General features: G+C 66.7%; 15 protein-coding genes. All 15 read left to right on the plus strand.

The window, feature by feature from the left end:
• Positions 1 to 18: 18 nt before the first annotated feature.
• Positions 19 to 960, plus strand: coding sequence for an electron transfer flavoprotein subunit alpha/FixB family protein (locus tag LPB072_RS15420; protein ID WP_066084127.1), 942 nt, complete (start codon positions 19 to 21; stop codon positions 958 to 960).
• Positions 961 to 1,006: 46 nt separating this feature from the next.
• The gene (locus LPB072_RS15425; RefSeq protein WP_066084125.1) at positions 1,007 to 1,939 is read left to right on the plus strand and encodes a LysR family transcriptional regulator; all 933 of its coding nucleotides are present in this window, start codon (positions 1,007 to 1,009) and stop codon (positions 1,937 to 1,939) included.
• A gap of 2 nt (positions 1,940 to 1,941) precedes the next feature.
• Complete coding sequence (locus tag LPB072_RS15430; protein ID WP_066084122.1) at positions 1,942 to 2,205, plus strand: EexN family lipoprotein; 264 nt, start codon at positions 1,942 to 1,944, stop codon at positions 2,203 to 2,205.
• A 244-nt stretch (positions 2,206 to 2,449) separates the two neighbouring features.
• The gene (locus tag LPB072_RS15435) at positions 2,450 to 4,471 is read left to right on the plus strand and encodes a conjugal transfer protein TraG (RefSeq protein ID WP_066084879.1); all 2,022 of its coding nucleotides are present in this window, start codon (positions 2,450 to 2,452) and stop codon (positions 4,469 to 4,471) included.
• Positions 4,468 to 4,968, plus strand: coding sequence for a CopG family transcriptional regulator (locus LPB072_RS15440; RefSeq protein WP_066084119.1), 501 nt, complete (start codon positions 4,468 to 4,470; stop codon positions 4,966 to 4,968). Before LPB072_RS15435 ends, LPB072_RS15440 begins: the two co-directional genes overlap by 4 nt.
• On the plus strand, positions 4,965 to 6,029 hold the full coding sequence (trbB, locus tag LPB072_RS15445; RefSeq protein ID WP_066084114.1) for a P-type conjugative transfer ATPase TrbB: 1,065 nt from the start codon (positions 4,965 to 4,967) through the stop codon (positions 6,027 to 6,029). The genes LPB072_RS15440 and trbB overlap by 4 nt, the downstream gene beginning before the upstream one ends.
• On the plus strand, positions 6,026 to 6,442 hold the full coding sequence (locus tag LPB072_RS15450) for a TrbC/VirB2 family protein (RefSeq protein WP_066084109.1): 417 nt from the start codon (positions 6,026 to 6,028) through the stop codon (positions 6,440 to 6,442). The genes trbB and LPB072_RS15450 overlap by 4 nt, the downstream gene beginning before the upstream one ends.
• Positions 6,439 to 6,720, plus strand: coding sequence for a VirB3 family type IV secretion system protein (locus LPB072_RS15455; RefSeq protein ID WP_066084106.1), 282 nt, complete (start codon positions 6,439 to 6,441; stop codon positions 6,718 to 6,720). Before LPB072_RS15450 ends, LPB072_RS15455 begins: the two co-directional genes overlap by 4 nt.
• 10 nt (positions 6,721 to 6,730) lie before the next feature.
• Positions 6,731 to 9,178 (plus strand): conjugal transfer protein TrbE, encoded by a 2,448-nt coding sequence (gene trbE, locus LPB072_RS15460; RefSeq protein ID WP_066084103.1) that lies wholly within the window; start codon positions 6,731 to 6,733, stop codon positions 9,176 to 9,178.
• On the plus strand, positions 9,175 to 9,948 hold the full coding sequence (trbJ, locus tag LPB072_RS15465; protein WP_066084101.1) for a P-type conjugative transfer protein TrbJ: 774 nt from the start codon (positions 9,175 to 9,177) through the stop codon (positions 9,946 to 9,948). The genes trbE and trbJ overlap by 4 nt, the downstream gene beginning before the upstream one ends.
• A gap of 18 nt (positions 9,949 to 9,966) precedes the next feature.
• On the plus strand, positions 9,967 to 11,334 hold the full coding sequence (gene trbL / locus LPB072_RS15470; RefSeq protein WP_066084098.1) for a P-type conjugative transfer protein TrbL: 1,368 nt from the start codon (positions 9,967 to 9,969) through the stop codon (positions 11,332 to 11,334).
• 12 nt (positions 11,335 to 11,346) lie between these two features.
• The gene (gene trbF / locus LPB072_RS15475) at positions 11,347 to 12,051 is read left to right on the plus strand and encodes a conjugal transfer protein TrbF (protein ID WP_066084091.1); all 705 of its coding nucleotides are present in this window, start codon (positions 11,347 to 11,349) and stop codon (positions 12,049 to 12,051) included.
• Between the two features lie 23 nt (positions 12,052 to 12,074).
• On the plus strand, positions 12,075 to 13,061 hold the full coding sequence (gene trbG, locus LPB072_RS15480) for a P-type conjugative transfer protein TrbG (RefSeq protein ID WP_197509017.1): 987 nt from the start codon (positions 12,075 to 12,077) through the stop codon (positions 13,059 to 13,061).
• A 2-nt stretch (positions 13,062 to 13,063) separates the two neighbouring features.
• Positions 13,064 to 14,383 (plus strand): TrbI/VirB10 family protein, encoded by a 1,320-nt coding sequence (locus LPB072_RS15485; protein WP_066084877.1) that lies wholly within the window; start codon positions 13,064 to 13,066, stop codon positions 14,381 to 14,383.
• Positions 14,380 to 14,661 (plus strand): DUF2274 domain-containing protein, encoded by a 282-nt coding sequence (locus LPB072_RS15490; protein ID WP_066084084.1) that lies wholly within the window; start codon positions 14,380 to 14,382, stop codon positions 14,659 to 14,661. The genes LPB072_RS15485 and LPB072_RS15490 overlap by 4 nt, the downstream gene beginning before the upstream one ends.
• The last annotated feature ends 1 nt before the right edge of the window (position 14,662 follow it).

Consider the following 14,662-nt stretch of genomic DNA (forward strand, 5'->3'; position numbering starts at 1 on the left):
TTAAGCCATTATTCAATGATGACAATACTTGTAGTTGCCGAACACGACAACACCTCGTTAAAGAGTCCCACACTCAACACCATCAAAGCTGCAGCAGAGATTAGTTTCTTCGGAAATGGGGAGGTACATGTCCTTGTAGCAGGACACCAAGCTCATTCAGTAGCCAAGATCGCTGCAGACATTCAGGGCGTCAGCAAAGTCATCCTTGCCGACGCCGACGGCTTCGCCCACGGCCTGGCCGAAAACGTCGCTGCCCAGGTGCTGGCCATCGCCAGTTCCTACAGCCACATCCTGTTCCCCGCCACCGCCGGCGGCAAGAACGTTGCACCTCGCGTGGCCGCCAGGCTGGACGTCGCGCAGATCAGCGAAATCAGCAAGGTGATCAGCGCCGACACCTTCGAGCGCCCGATTTACGCCGGCAACGCGATCGCCACCGTGCAGAGCAGCGACGCCACCAAGGTCATCACGGTGCGCGCCACCGGCTTCGACGCCGCGGGCCAGGGTGGCAGTGCCGCGGTGGACACCGTGGCTGCCGCCGCCGCCAGCGGCAAGAGCGCCTACCTGGGCAGCGAGATCGCCAAGAACGACCGCCCCGAACTGACGACCGCCAAGATCATCGTCAGCGGTGGCCGTGCGCTGGGCAGCAGCGAGAAGTTCAACGAAGTCATGACCCCGCTGGCCGACAAGCTGGGTGCGGCCATCGGCGCCAGCCGCGCGGCGGTGGACGCGGGCTACGCGCCCAACGACCTGCAAGTGGGCCAGACCGGCAAGATCGTGGCGCCGCAGCTGTACATCGCGGCCGGCATCTCGGGCGCGATCCAGCACCTGGCGGGCATGAAGGATTCCAAGGTGATCGTGGCGATCAACAAGGACCCCGAGGCCCCGATCTTCTCGGTGGCCGACTACGGCCTCGAAGCCGATCTGTTCACGGCTGTGCCGGAACTGGTCGCCACAATCTAAGAACAACAGTGACTTGAGACAAAGATGAGAACATTCAGGGGAAACAATGGACCTGAGGCACCTTCGGTGCTTCTTGGCTGTCGCGCAGGAACTGCACTTCGCTAGAGCTGCTGAGAAGCTTCACATCGAGCAATCGCCACTTTCGAGGGCGATCAAGGAGCTGGAAGAAGAGCTGGGGATCCGTCTCTTCGACCGCAACACGCGCAGCACGCGCCTGACCCGCGCAGGCCAGGTGTTCATGGAGCACGTGCCACGCGTGTTCGCCGCGCTGAGCCAGGCGCGCGAGAGTGTGCGTGCTGTATCTGCAGGCTACCAAAGGCAATTGCGCATTGCCCTGTCAGGCAGCATTACACAGGCCCATCTCACGGCTCTCCTGTCACGTTGCAGAGAGGAGGAGCCGGATACGGAGATACGGCTTTACGAGGTTCCAGTGGCGCAACAGATCAAGGGGCTCGAATCCGATTTGTACGATGCGGGATTCGCCCAGTCATCGGAGGTCGGCGAGGTGCTGTTTGCTGTACCGGCGTGGAACGACCCGATGGTGGTCGCTGTGCCTTCACGCCATCCCTTGCTGATCCACAAGAAGCTGCCACTTGATGAGGTGCTTCGCTACCCACTGGTTCTCTGCTCCCACGATGGCTGTGAGGGTAGTAGTCCCCAGTTGGCCCGCATGCTTCGCGCCACCGACCTTGAGCCCATCGTGGCCGAACAAGTGGCCAGCCACGACCTGATGGTGACGCTGGTGGCCGCCGGTTACGGGCTGGGCTTCACGACAGAAGCCCACGTTTCGACCAGCCACCATCCCGAGATCGTTACGCGGCCGTTGGCCGGGCGCACGCCAGTGCTGACCACCTATCTGATCCGGCGCATTGGTGAGCCGGCAGAGGTCTTGCAACGTTTCGTGGAAAGAGCCCTTTTCGATGCGCCAGGTCGCGCGGCGGACGAAGCTCTGGACACATCACCAGGGGGTAGCAAATGAAAATGTGTTTCAGATGGGTCGCTGCTGTCGGTGCGGTTTCGGCCGCACTGCTGCTGTCCGCATGCGGCAAATCGCAGCCCACCGAAACGGTGGAGTCGCTGGCAAACGACCCCGACCGCTTGAAGCAGTTGCGCGAACAATGCAAGACAGAGCGCGCAAAGCTGGGCGAAGAGCTGTGCGATCGCGTGGCTGATGCCACCCAGAGGCGGTTTTTTGGGAGCGGCAAGGTGCCCTACAACCCGCCCAAGGAATCGCCAAAGTTCTGAATCTGCGCTTGCCGCCACGAGCAGTGTTGATCGATTCGATCTTTGGCTCACTGCGCAGCGCTTCGCCATAGGTTGCGCCAGCAAACTACAGCATGCCTCTACAGGCATTGATGCGGACCAGGCGGCAAGCCTGCCGATTTGGGACTTTGACCCACCGATAGACCGCTTTCATCCTAATGCGTGCGGCACGCCTTTGTGCCGCGCGCATGGCCCCGCATGGAGGGCCACAGAAAGGGAAGTCAAGGTGCAGGTTCAGGGCGCAAGCCATCAGGGTGTTCTCTACGGGCAGATCGCGGCGGTGCTCGGCGTGGTCTTGGTCGGCGTGTGGAGCGCGACCCAATGGACTGCAGCAGCGCTGGGCCACCAGGCGCGCTTGGGCGCACCGTGGTTTGAGTCCTTCGGCATACCGATGTATCACCCCTGGCGTCTGTTTGAGTGGTGGTTCCTCTTCGACGCCTACGCGCCGGATGTCTTCGACGTGGGCGGTGCCATCGCAGGCGGCAGCAGTCTGGCTTCTGTGGGGGTGGCGGTCGGCATGTCGGTGTGGCGTTCCCGGCAGTCTCGGCTGGTCACCACCTATGGCACGGCCCGTTGGGCAACGAGAGACGATGTTCGCCGGGCCGGACTGAACCGAGCTTCCGGCGTGTTCCTTGGCCAGCATGGCGAGCAGTACCTGCGTCACGACGGCCCCGAACACGTGCTGGCTTTTGCACCAACTCGCTCAGGAAAGGGAGTGGGCCTGGTGGTTCCGACGCTGCTGTCGTGGCACGGCTCTGCGGTCATCCATGACATCAAGGGTGAGAACTGGCAAGTGACGGCGGGATGGCGCACCCGCTTCTCGCACTGCCTGCTGTTCAACCCCACCGATGTGCGCTCGGCCGCTTACAACCCGCTGCTGGAGGTGCGCCGTGGCGTGCACGAGGTACGCGACGTGCAGAACATTGCCGACATCCTTGTGGACCCCGAGGGCGCACTGGAGCGGCGCAACCACTGGGAGAAGACCTCGCACGCCCTTCTGGTCGGCGCCATCCTGCACGTGCTCTATGCGTGCGAGGACAAGACGCTGCGCGGCGTGGCCAACTTCCTGTCCGACCCGGCCTGCCCTTTCGAGGTAACGCTGCACCGGATGATGACGACACCGCATCTGACGCGCGAGCAAGGCAGTGGCCCGCACCCGGTCGTCGCCTCGGCCGCCCGTGAGGTGCTCAATAAGAGCGAGAACGAGCGTTCAGGTGTGCTCTCCACCGCGATGAGCTTCCTGGGCCTGTATCGCGACCCGACGGTAGCCGAGGTTACGTCGCGTTGTGACTGGCGAATTGCCGATCTGATCTCGACTGAGCACCCGGTTTCGCTGTACCTGGTGGTGCCGCCGTCGGACATCAGCCGCACCAAGCCGCTGATCCGGTTGATCCTGAATCAGGTGGGGCGGCGGCTGACCGAGTCGCTGGATAGCTCGGACGGCATCGCGCGGCGGCACAAGCTGTTGCTGATGCTGGACGAGTTTCCGGCGCTGGGTCGGCTTGACTTCTTCGAGACCGCGCTGGCCTTCATGGCGGGCTATGGCATCCGCAGCTTCCTGATCGCTCAGAGCCTGAACCAGATCGACAAAGCCTACGGCCAGAACCATTCGATCCTGGACAACTGTCACGTACGCGTGACCTTCGCCACCAACGACGAACGCACGGCCAAGCGGATCAGCGAGACGCTGGGCACCGCTACTGAGCTGCGCGCCCAGCGCAACTACGCCGGCCACAGACTGGCGCCCTGGCTCGGGCATTTGATGGTATCGCGCCAGGAGACGGCGCGCCCACTACTGACCCCTGGCGAGGTGATGCAGTTGCCGCCCGACGAAGCGGTGGTGATGGTCTCCAGCACGCCACCGGTCAAGGCGCGCAAGCTGCGCTACTACGCCGACGCGAACTTCAAGCGCCGCGTGTTGCCACCACCCGTCCTGAATGCAGGCTCCTACCCCGATGCGCCACCGGTGCGGGTGGATGACTGGGGCGAGCTGGCTGTGCCGGCAGTCCCTACTTCATCCAACCCAGCCTTCATGGCCGGCATGGACGCCGACGAAGGCGGTCCCCGCCTGCAGCCAGAGCTGACGGAGATTGCAATGCCCAGCTCAACGCTCGACGCACTGACCAATGACTTGGCGCTGCTTGATGACGACGACGCGCCCCTGCCCGTTCCCCGCCAGCTCGATCCGGCCATGCAGCGCACGGCGCGCCTGGCCGCACTCGACCCCGACGACGGAATCACGTTATGAGCCAGTACCGCCTGAACCTGTTCATTCCGCCCGAGCATGCGCGACGCCTGGAAGAGGTGGCCGCCAAGAAGGGCATGTCCAAGTCGTCCATCGTAGCGGCGGCACTGGCCTCTTGGCTGTCGCCGGATTCGGGCGACCAGCGCGAGGCCGCCATCGCCAAGCGGCTGGACCGGCTCTCGCGCCAGTTCGAGCGGCTGGAGCGCGACCAAAACATCGAGATCGAGACGCTGGCACTTTTCATCCGCTACTACCTGACCGTCAGCACACCGGTGCCCGAGGGACACCAGGAGGCGGCCCGCGCGCAGGGTAAGGCCCGCTTCGAGCAGTTCGTCGAGCAACTGGGCCGCCACCTGCTGCGTGGCCGCAGTCTGGTGCGCGATGTGATCGAGGAGCTTCACCCGCAGGAACAGGGACTGAACCGGCAACTGGATGAAGCGGCAGGCATGGCAGCCGAACCAGTGGATTCCGGGCAAGCCGACGAAGGGCCGAAGGCATGACGGCCGCACCACCCACCCCCGAGAGGACCACGCTCGATCGCCGGGTCCGCATGCTGCGCACGGCCATGGGGCCAATGATCGCGGCCGCGCTCGAAGACCTGGACGTGGTGGAAGTTCTGCTCAACCCTGATGGCTCGCTATGGTTGGACCGCCTCTCCACCGGGCGGGCGCCGACGGGCGTCACGCTTTCGGCTGCCGATGGCGAACGGATCATTCGCCTGGTGGCGGCCCATGTCGGTGCCGAGGTACACCGGGGCCGGCCACTGCTGACGGCTGAGCTGCCCGAAACGGGCGAACGCTTCGAGGGGGTTCTGCCCCCGGCTGCGCCGGGCCCTGCCTTCGCTCTGCGCAAGCGCGCCGTGGGCGTGATCCCGCTCGAACGCTACGTGGCCGACGGCATGATGACGGCGGAGCAGGCCAGTTTCCTGCGCCAGGCCGTGCACGAGCGGCTGAACATCCTGATTGCGGGAGGCACCAGCACCGGTAAGACCACGCTGGCCAACGCGCTGCTGGCCGAGATAGCCACCACGGGGGACCGGGTGCTGGTGCTCGAAGACACCATCGAGCTGCAATGCGCGGCACGCGACCACGTGCCGCTGCGCACGCGCGCGGGCGCTGTGTCCATGGCCGAGCTGGTGCGCGCCACGATGCGGCTGCGTCCTGACCGCGTGGTGGTGGGCGAAGTACGTGGCGGCGAAGCACTGGACCTGGTCAAGGTCTGGGGCACCGGCCACCCCGGCGGCATCGCCACCATCCATGCCGGGTCTGCCCTCGGAGCGCTACTGCGACTCGAACAGCTGATCCTGGAGGTGGCGGTGAACCCGCCGCGTGCGCTGATCGTCGAAGCGGTCAACGTGGTGATCTACATCGCCGGTCGCGGTCGCAAGCGCCACATCGAAACGATTGCCCGCGTCAGCGGACACGACAGCACTGGCTACCACCTCGGGGCGCTCGATGCGCCCTTCCCGGAGCTGCCAGCGCCATCGCCACTTGCGCCGTTTTCCTCCTCGCCTTCCGTGGCGGATTCCCCTACCTCAACCCTGCCTGGAGAACTTCCATGAGCCCTTCGCTTTCCCTGCGCGCCGTTTCCGATCTGCTAGCAAAATCCTTCACTCGACGGCTCTCGTCTGCCAGCGTGGCAGGCCTGCAGCGCGTCCACCGGCTGATCCAGCCCGCCCGCCAAGGCCTGCTCACCGCTGCCGTGATGCTGAGCTTGGCCGGCACGGCCAAGGCGGCCGGCTCCAGCATGCCCTGGGAGGGGCCGCTGCAATCAATACTGGACTCGATCCAGGGCCCGGTAGCGCGCATCGTGGCGGTGATCATCATCATCGCCACCGGCTTGGCGCTGGCCTTTGGCGATACCTCGGGGGGCTTTCGCAAGCTGATCCAGATCGTCTTCGGTCTGTCGATCGCCTTTGCGGCCTCATCCTTCTTCCTGAGCTTCTTCAGCTTTTCCGGTGGGGCCTTGGTATGAGCGGCGCTGCAGAGCAGGCCAGCCTCGCCAGCGGCTTCGAGATCCCGCTGCACCGCTCGCTGACCGAGCCCATCCTGATGGGCGGCGCGCCGCGCACCGTGGCCATCGCCAACGGCACGCTGGCCGCCGCCGTGGGACTGGGCCTGCAGCTGTGGATTCCGGGCATCGTGTTGTGGATCGTGGGCCATTCGCTGGCGGTCTGGGGCGCGCGGCTCGATCCGCAGTTCATGGCGGTGTTTGCCCGGCACATCAAGCACAAGCCTCTGCTGGACGTGTGAGGAAGACACCATGCTCAACCTCACCGAGTACCGACAACGCCCTGCCCTGCTGGCCGACTGGTTGTCCTGGGCGGGATTGGTCGCCCCCGGCGTGGTGCTGAACAAGGACGGATCGTTCCAGCGCACCGCGCGCTTTCGGGGGCCGGACCTGGACAGCGCAACGCAGGGCGAGCTGGTGGCCACCAGCTCGCGCCTGAACAACGCGCTGCGCCGCCTGGGTTCGGGCTGGGTGCTGTACGTGGACGCCGAGCGCCGGCCGGCCGCGGACTACCCGCGCTCGGACTTCCCGGACGCCCTTTCGTGGCTGGTGGACGAAGAGCGGCGCGCCGCCTTCGAGGAATCGGCCAGCCACTTCGAGAGCCGCTACCACCTCACGTTGCAGTACCTGCCGCCCGAAGAGTCGCGCGCACGAGCCGCCAGCCTGCTCTACGAAAACCGCTCCAGCAACGGTGTGGACTGGCGCGAACGGCTGGCAGCCTTCATCGCAGAGACCGATCGCGTGTTCGACCTGCTCGACGGCGTGATGCCAGAGATCGCCTGGCTGCAGGACGCGGACACGCTGAGCTACCTGCGCACCACGGTGTCGCCACGCACCTACCCGGTGGCCGTGCCCGAAGTGCCCTTCCACCTGGATGCGCTCCTGGCCGATGCTCCCCTGCTCGGCGGTCTGGCGCCCATGCTGGGTGACGCGCATCTGCGGGTGGCCACGGTGCGCGGGTTCCCCACGTCCACCTGGCCTGGTGTGCTGGACGACCTGAACCGGCTGGGCTTCGGGTACCGCTGGTCCACGCGCTTCCTGTGCATGGACAAGGCCGAGGCGGAGAAGGAGCTGGGCCGCCTACGTCGACAGTGGTTTGCCAAGCGCAAGAACGTGCTGGCCCTGTTGCGCGAGACGCTGTTCCAGCAGGAGTCGCCGCTGGTGGACACCGACGCCGGCAACAAGGCCGCCGACGCCGACGCTGCCCTGCAGGAGCTGGGCAGCGACCAGGTGGCCTTCGGCTACGTGACCGCCACGGTCACGGTGCTCGACGCAGACGCAAGCGCAGCCGACGAGAAGCTGCGAATGATCGAGCGCGTGATCCAGGGACGCGGCTTCGTCACCATCCCGGAGACGCTGAACGCGGTGGAGGCCTGGCTGTCGTCGATCCCGGGCAACGCCTACGCTAACGTGCGCCAGCCCATCGTCTCGACGCTGAACCTGGCGCACCTGATGCCGGTGTCAGCCGTGTGGGCCGGACCGGAACGCAACCGGCACCTGGACGGCCCGCCTCTGGTCGTGACCCGCACCGAAGGCTCCACGCCGTTCCGGCTGGTGACCCACGTGGGCGACGTGGGCCACACCCTGGTGGTGGGACCGACGGGCATGGGCAAATCGGTGCTGCTGGCCTTGCTGGCCCTGCAGTTCCGGCGCTACCCCGGTTCGCGCATCTTCGCGTTCGACATGGGCCGTTCGATGCGCGCCACGGTGCTGGGCCTCGGTGGCGAGCACTACGACCTGGGCAGTGACGGCGACATCGCCTTCCAGCCGCTGGCAGGCATCGACCAGGAGGGCTACCGCAGCTGGGCCGCCGAGTGGGTCGAAGGCCGGTTGGTGCACGAGGGCGTGGCCGTGGGGCCGGACGAGAAGGCCGCGATCTGGTCGGCACTGGGCAGCCTAGCCGGCGCGCCGCGCGAGCAGCGCACGCTCACCGGGCTGTCGGTGCTGCTGCAGTCCAATGCGCTGCGCCAGGCGCTCGCGCCCTACGTGCTGGGCGGCGCGCACGGCAAGCTGCTGGACGCCGACCACGACCGCCTGGGCACGGCCGACGTGCAGTGCATCGAGATGGAAGAGCTGATGGGCAGCCGTGCGGCGGTGATGGCCGTGCTGGGCTACCTGTTCGCACGCTTCGAGGCGCGCTTCGATGGTGCCCCCACCCTGCTGATGCTGGACGAGTCCTGGCTGTTCCTGGACGACCCGGTGTTCGCGGCGCGCATCCGCCAGTGGCTCAAGACGCTGCGCAAGAAGAACGTGTCGGTGCTGTTCGCCACGCAAAGCCTAGCCGACATCCAGGGGTCGAGCATCGCGCCGGCCATCGTGGAGAGCTGCGCGAGCCGCATCTTTCTGCCCAACCCGCAGGCCACCGAACCGCAGGTGCGATCGATCTACGAGGCCTTCGGCCTGAACCGCCGGCAGATCGAGATCGTGGCCACCGCCGTGCCCAAGCGCGACTACTACTACCAGTCGCGGCTGGGCAACCGCCTGTTCGACCTGGACCTTGGCCCCGTGGCGCTGGCCTTCGCGGGCGCCTCCACGCCGCAGGACCAGCGCCTGATCGACGAGGTGCTGGCTTCAAACCCACCCGAGAGCTTCGCGCCGGCCTGGCTGCACCGCCGTGGCCTGGACTGGGCGGTCGAACTCTTTCACCAACACACCCACCACCAACCCGGGCATGCCCGACCTTCAGGAGAAACGCCATGAGCTTTCAGTTCCCCACCCGCGCCCTCAAGACCCGCCTGACAGCGCTGGCCACCGCCGCCGCGCTGACCCTGGGCGTCACGCAGCCCGCGCACGCACTCTTCGGCGTAGGCGACATCGTGCTGGACCCGGTCAACCTGGTGCAGAACACCATGACCGCCGCGCGCACGCTGGAGCAGATCAACAACCAGATCCGCCAGCTGCAGAACGAGGCGCAGATGCTGATCAACCAGGCGCGCAACCTGGCGAGCCTGCCGTTCAACGTGGTCAACCGCCTGCGGTCGACGCTGGACACGACGCGGCAACTGATTGCCCAGGCCCAGGGCCTGGCCTACCAGGTATCGAACCTCGACGCCGAGTTCGCCCGCCTCTATCCCGAGCAGTACGCCGCCACCGTGAGCGGCAACCAGATGTTCCAGGACGCGCGCCAACGCTGGAAGAACACGCTCACCGGCCTGCACACCGCCATGCAGATGCAGGCTCAGGTGTCGCAGAACCTGAGCCAGGACGAAGGGGTGCTGGCCGACCTGGTCAGCCAGAGCCAGTCGGCCACCGGCGCGCTGCAGGCCATGCAGGCCACCAACCAGCTGCTGGCCCTGCAGGCCAAGCAGTCCATCCAGTCTCAGCAGCTGATGCTGACGCAGGACCGTGCTGCCTCGCTGGAACTGGCCCGGCAGGCCGCGGCCATCGAGCGCGGCCGCGAGGTGACACGCCGCTTCATCGGCAGCGGAACGGGCTACACGCCGCAGGGTGTGAGCTTCTACGGCCACTGAACCACCGGGAGCCCTGCCATGAACGACGTCGCCGTCATCGACCGCTTCCTGAACACCTTCTCCACCTACATCGACTCGGGTTTCGGGTTGCTGAACGGCGAGGTCGCCTTCCTCACCGCCACGCTGGTGGCCATCGACATGACCCTGGCCGGCCTGTTCTGGGCCATGGGCCATGCCACTGGCCAGGGCGAGGACGTAATGGCGAAGCTGATCCGCAAGGTGCTTTACGTGGGTGCCTTCGCCTACATCATTGGCAACTTCAACAGCCTGTCGGGCATCGTGTTCCACTCGTTCGCCGGCCTGGGCCTGCAGGCCAGCGGCTCGGGCATGAGCCTGGCCACCTTCCTGCAGCCGGGCCACCTGGCCAAGGCCGGCATCGATGCGGCGGCCCCCATCCTGCAGCAGATCAGCGACCTGTCCGGCTTTCCGGAGGTGTTCATCAACATCGCTCCCATCGTGGTGCTGTTCCTGGCCTGGCTCACGGTGATCGTGAGTTTCTTCGTGCTGGCCGTGCAGCTCTTCGTGACACTGCTGGAGTTCAAGCTGACGACGCTGGCCGGCTTCGTGCTGGTGCCCTTTGCCTTGTGGAACAAGACCACCTTCCTGGCCGAGAAGGTACTGGGCAACGTGGTGTCATCGGGCATCAAGGTGCTGGTGCTCGCGGTGATCGTGGGCATCGGCACGGGGTTGTTCGCCCAGTTTCAGACAGCACCGGCAGAGCCCTCCATCGACCACGCGTTGGTGGTGATGCTGGCCTCGCTCTCGTTGCTGGGGTTGGGCATCTTCGGGCCCGGCATCGCGAGCGGCCTGGTGTCCGGCGCGCCGCAACTGGGTGCGGGCGCGGCTGCAGGCACAGCGCTGGGCGCCACGGGTCTGGCGGTGGCCGGTGGCGCTGCAGTGGCGGGTGCCGGTGCGGCCGTGGCCGCCGGCACACGCATGGCGCCCGGCGCTGCACGGGCCGCGATCGGCAGTGGCGCTTCGGCGGCCCGTTCAGCCAGTGGCCTCGCGGCCGGCGCGAAATCCGCCTATGAGGCCGGCGCTGCTGCGTCCTCGGGCGGTCCGCTGCGCGCCGCCGGTGCCGGCGTCGCCAACGTGGCCCGCACAGGCGCCAGCGCGGTGGGGCAAAAGCTGGCCGAAGGCGCTAAGGCCGTGAAGGACAAGGTCTCGGGCTTCGTGGCGGAGGCTGCCGCGCCAGCTGCTGCCGGCGCCGAGTCGACCGCCACGGCTTCCTCCAAACCGCCCCCAGCCACCGAGCCGGCCTGGGCGCAGCGCATGCGCCGGCGCCAGCAGATGGGGCGCGCCGCCACGACGGCCGCGCACACCCTGCGCGGTGGCGATGGGGGCGGCTCGGGCAGCGGGCCCAGCCTTCGTGATTCGGATTCCTGAGGAGAACCCAGCATGCGATTCAAACGACCGCAGGTGCGCTATGCCGACACGCCGCAGCCTGCCACCCCCTACCAATCGGCCGCGCAGGCATGGGACGAGCGCATCGGATCGGCCCGCGTGCAGGCCCGCAACTGGCGCCTGATGGCCTTTGGCTGCCTGTCGCTGGCCTTGCTGATGGCCGGCGGTCTGGTCTGGCGCTCGGCGCAATCTATCGTGACCCCCTACGTGGTGGAGGTGGATCAGGCAGGCCAGGTGCGCACCGTGGGCGAAGCCGCGTCACCCTACCGCCCCGGCGATGCGCAGATCGCGCACCACCTGGCCCGCTTCGTGACGCTGGTGCGTTCGCTGTCTATCGACCCGATCGTGGTGCGGCAGAACTGGCTGGACGCCTACGACTACACGACCGACCGCGGGGCCGCCGTGCTCAACGAATACGCCCGCACCAACGATCCCTTCGTGCGGGTAGGCAAGGAGTCGGCGACGGTGCAGATCACCAGCGTGGTCCGGGCCAGCGACGCCTCGTTCAACGTGCGCTGGACCGAGCAGCGCTTCGTCAACGGCGCACCGACCGGCACAGAGCGGTGGACGGCCGTGGTCTCGACCGTGCTTCAGACGCCGCGCACCGAGCAGCGTCTGCGCAAGAACCCCCTGGGCATCTACGTCAACGGCCTGTCCTGGAGCCGCGAACTGGATGCGAACGAAGGAAGCAAACCATGAACAACCCGAACCCGACCCAGCGCATGCTCTTCAGTGCGATCGCTGTTGCCGCCACCCTGATGGGTTGCGCGTCGCAAGGCACGCCACCACCCGTGATCCCGCTGGACGAGCCCGTGATGGCGCAGCCCCTGCCCGAGCCGCCCAAGCCGGTGGAGGTGGTCGCAGTGCCGCAAGTGCTGCCCATGCCCTCGCAGATGAAGCCTCTGCCTGCGGCGCAGGACAAACCGCCCGCGTCCGAGCCCGTGGATGAACGACTGCGGGTATCGCGGGCGAACGAAGAGGCCCGGGTGGCACCGACACGGGATGGCTACGTCAATGCGATCCAGGTCTGGCCCTACACTGACGGTGCGCTGTACCAGGTCTACGCAGCGCCGGGGCGCGTGACGGTGATTTCGCTGCAGGCGGGCGAAGAGCTGGTCACGGTAGCGGCCGGCGACACGGTGCGCTGGATCGTGGGCGACACGTCCAGCGGATCGGGCAATGCGCTGCGCGCGAACGTGCTGGTCAAGCCGGTGCGCACTGGCCTGAAAACCAATCTGGTCGTCACCACCAATCGGCGCACCTACCTGATCGAGCTGACCTCGACCGAGAAGGCATGGATGGCCTCGGTGTCCTGGGACTACCCCAAAGACCGCATGTTGGCCTTGCAACGGCAGGCCCAGGCAGCGCAGGCGGCAGCACCGGTGGACGCCGGGCTGTCGCTGGAGCGCCTGCGCTTTCGCTACGCGATCAGTGGCAGCACGCCGCCGTGGAAGCCCCTGCGGGCCTTCGACGATGGCGACAAGGTCTACATCCAGTTCCCGGCCGGCATCGCACAAGGCGAGTTGCCGCCGCTGTTCGTCATCGGCGCGCAGGGCGACGGGCAGCTGGTGAACTACCGCTTCCGCTCGCCCTACTACATCGTCGACCGCCTGTTTGGTGCGGCGGAACTGCGACTGGGCGCCGACAAGGGCGACGTGGTCCGTATCGAGCGCACGGATGGATGGCCGCCGACCACTCGGAGGAACTGAACATGTCCATGCACGACCCCGCACCGTCAGGTGCGCCTGGCCGCCCTGCAGCGGCCAAGGTGTCGCCCGAATCGATGGCGCTGCGCGCCCAGCCACGCCCGGTGACCCGACTCAATCGCGGCAGTCTCGCGCTGCTCGCGGGCCTGCTAGCCTTGGGCGTGCTGGGAGCAACGGTCTGGTCGCTGCAGCCCAAGCCTCGCCGGGAGTCCAACGAGCCAGCCGAGCTGTTCAATGTTGATCGCGTCTCGCGCTCCGAAGGCCTGGGGCAGTTGCCGGCGGATTACTCCAAGTTGCCGCAACCCGCCCCGGCACCGGTGCCGGAGTTGGGGCCACCCTTGCCCGGCGACCTGGGCCCAGCCATCGTCAGGTCACAACAGCCGGTGATCCCGAGCTATTCGCCACCGGGACACGACCCTGCCGCGTCAGAGCGCGATGCCCGGCGCAAGGAGTCCGAGCAGGCTGCTGCTGCGTCGGTGTTCTTTCGCAATGGTTCGCAGCGCGCGGCAACTGCTGCGCCGAACGCTGCGGCGGCTGGCACCCAGAGCTCGGTGCCCAGCGGCATGGCGGGTTTTGACCCCATGGCAGCTGGCCCCGCGTCCACGCCAGCGCAGACCGACGGTGCCGACGCCACGGCGTCACAGAACCGCCAAGACCAAAAGGAGGCTTTCCAGAAAGCCGCTTCCACGGAAACACGCAATTCCGGCTCACTGCAACTGCCCGCATCGCCGTATCAGGTGATGGCGGGGACGGTGATTGCCGGGGCCTTGGTCACCGGCATCCAGTCCGACCTGCCCGGCGACGTGATCGCCACGGTCACCGAGCCGGTCTACGACACCGCAACCGGCAAGCACCTGCTGATCCCGCAGGGATCTCGCATCCTCGGGCGCTACAACAGCCAGGTGAGCTATGGCCAGAGCCGGGTGCAGGTGGTGTGGAACCGGGTGATCCTGCCCGACACGTCGTCACTGACACTGGACAACCTGGTGGGTTCCGACCCTGCCGGCCGGGCCGGGCTCGAAGATGGCGTGGACTGGCACTGGGATCGCGTCTTCGCAGGGGCCGCACTGACCTCGCTGCTGGGCATCGGTGCCGAGCTGGCCGCCCCCGAAAACCGCCAGGACGGCAACCGCATCGTGATCGCGGGGCGCGACAGCCTGCAAGACAGCGTGAACCAGATTGGCCAGGAGGTGACTCGGCGCAACCTGAACATCCAACCAACACTGACCGCGCGACCGGGTTTGCCCATGCGCGTCATCGTCAACCGAGACCTGGTGCTGCGGCCCTACCAGCCACTGTTCTTTGTTCGAGGAGCGCCGCGATGAGCACGAGCACGAGCACTAGGCTGCGCCTGGGGCCCCTGCCCAAGACAGAGAGCGTCAAGCTGACCTTCACTTGTCCGTCGGACCTGAAAGCCGAGCTGGATCGCTACGCCGCTCTGCACGCGCAGACCTATGGCGAGGCGACGGATGCTCTGGCGCTGATTCCGCACATGCTGGCGGAGTTCATGGCCAGGGACCGAGGATTCCGGCGAGGAGATGCCAAAGGTAAGACTCCATTGGCGTCGACCAAGTCGGCCGATGCTGGCAGGGCATTGGAATGAC

It is taken from the genome of Hydrogenophaga crassostreae (genome assembly GCF_001761385.1).
GTDB classification, from domain to species: domain Bacteria; phylum Pseudomonadota; class Gammaproteobacteria; order Burkholderiales; family Burkholderiaceae_C; genus Hydrogenophaga; species Hydrogenophaga crassostreae.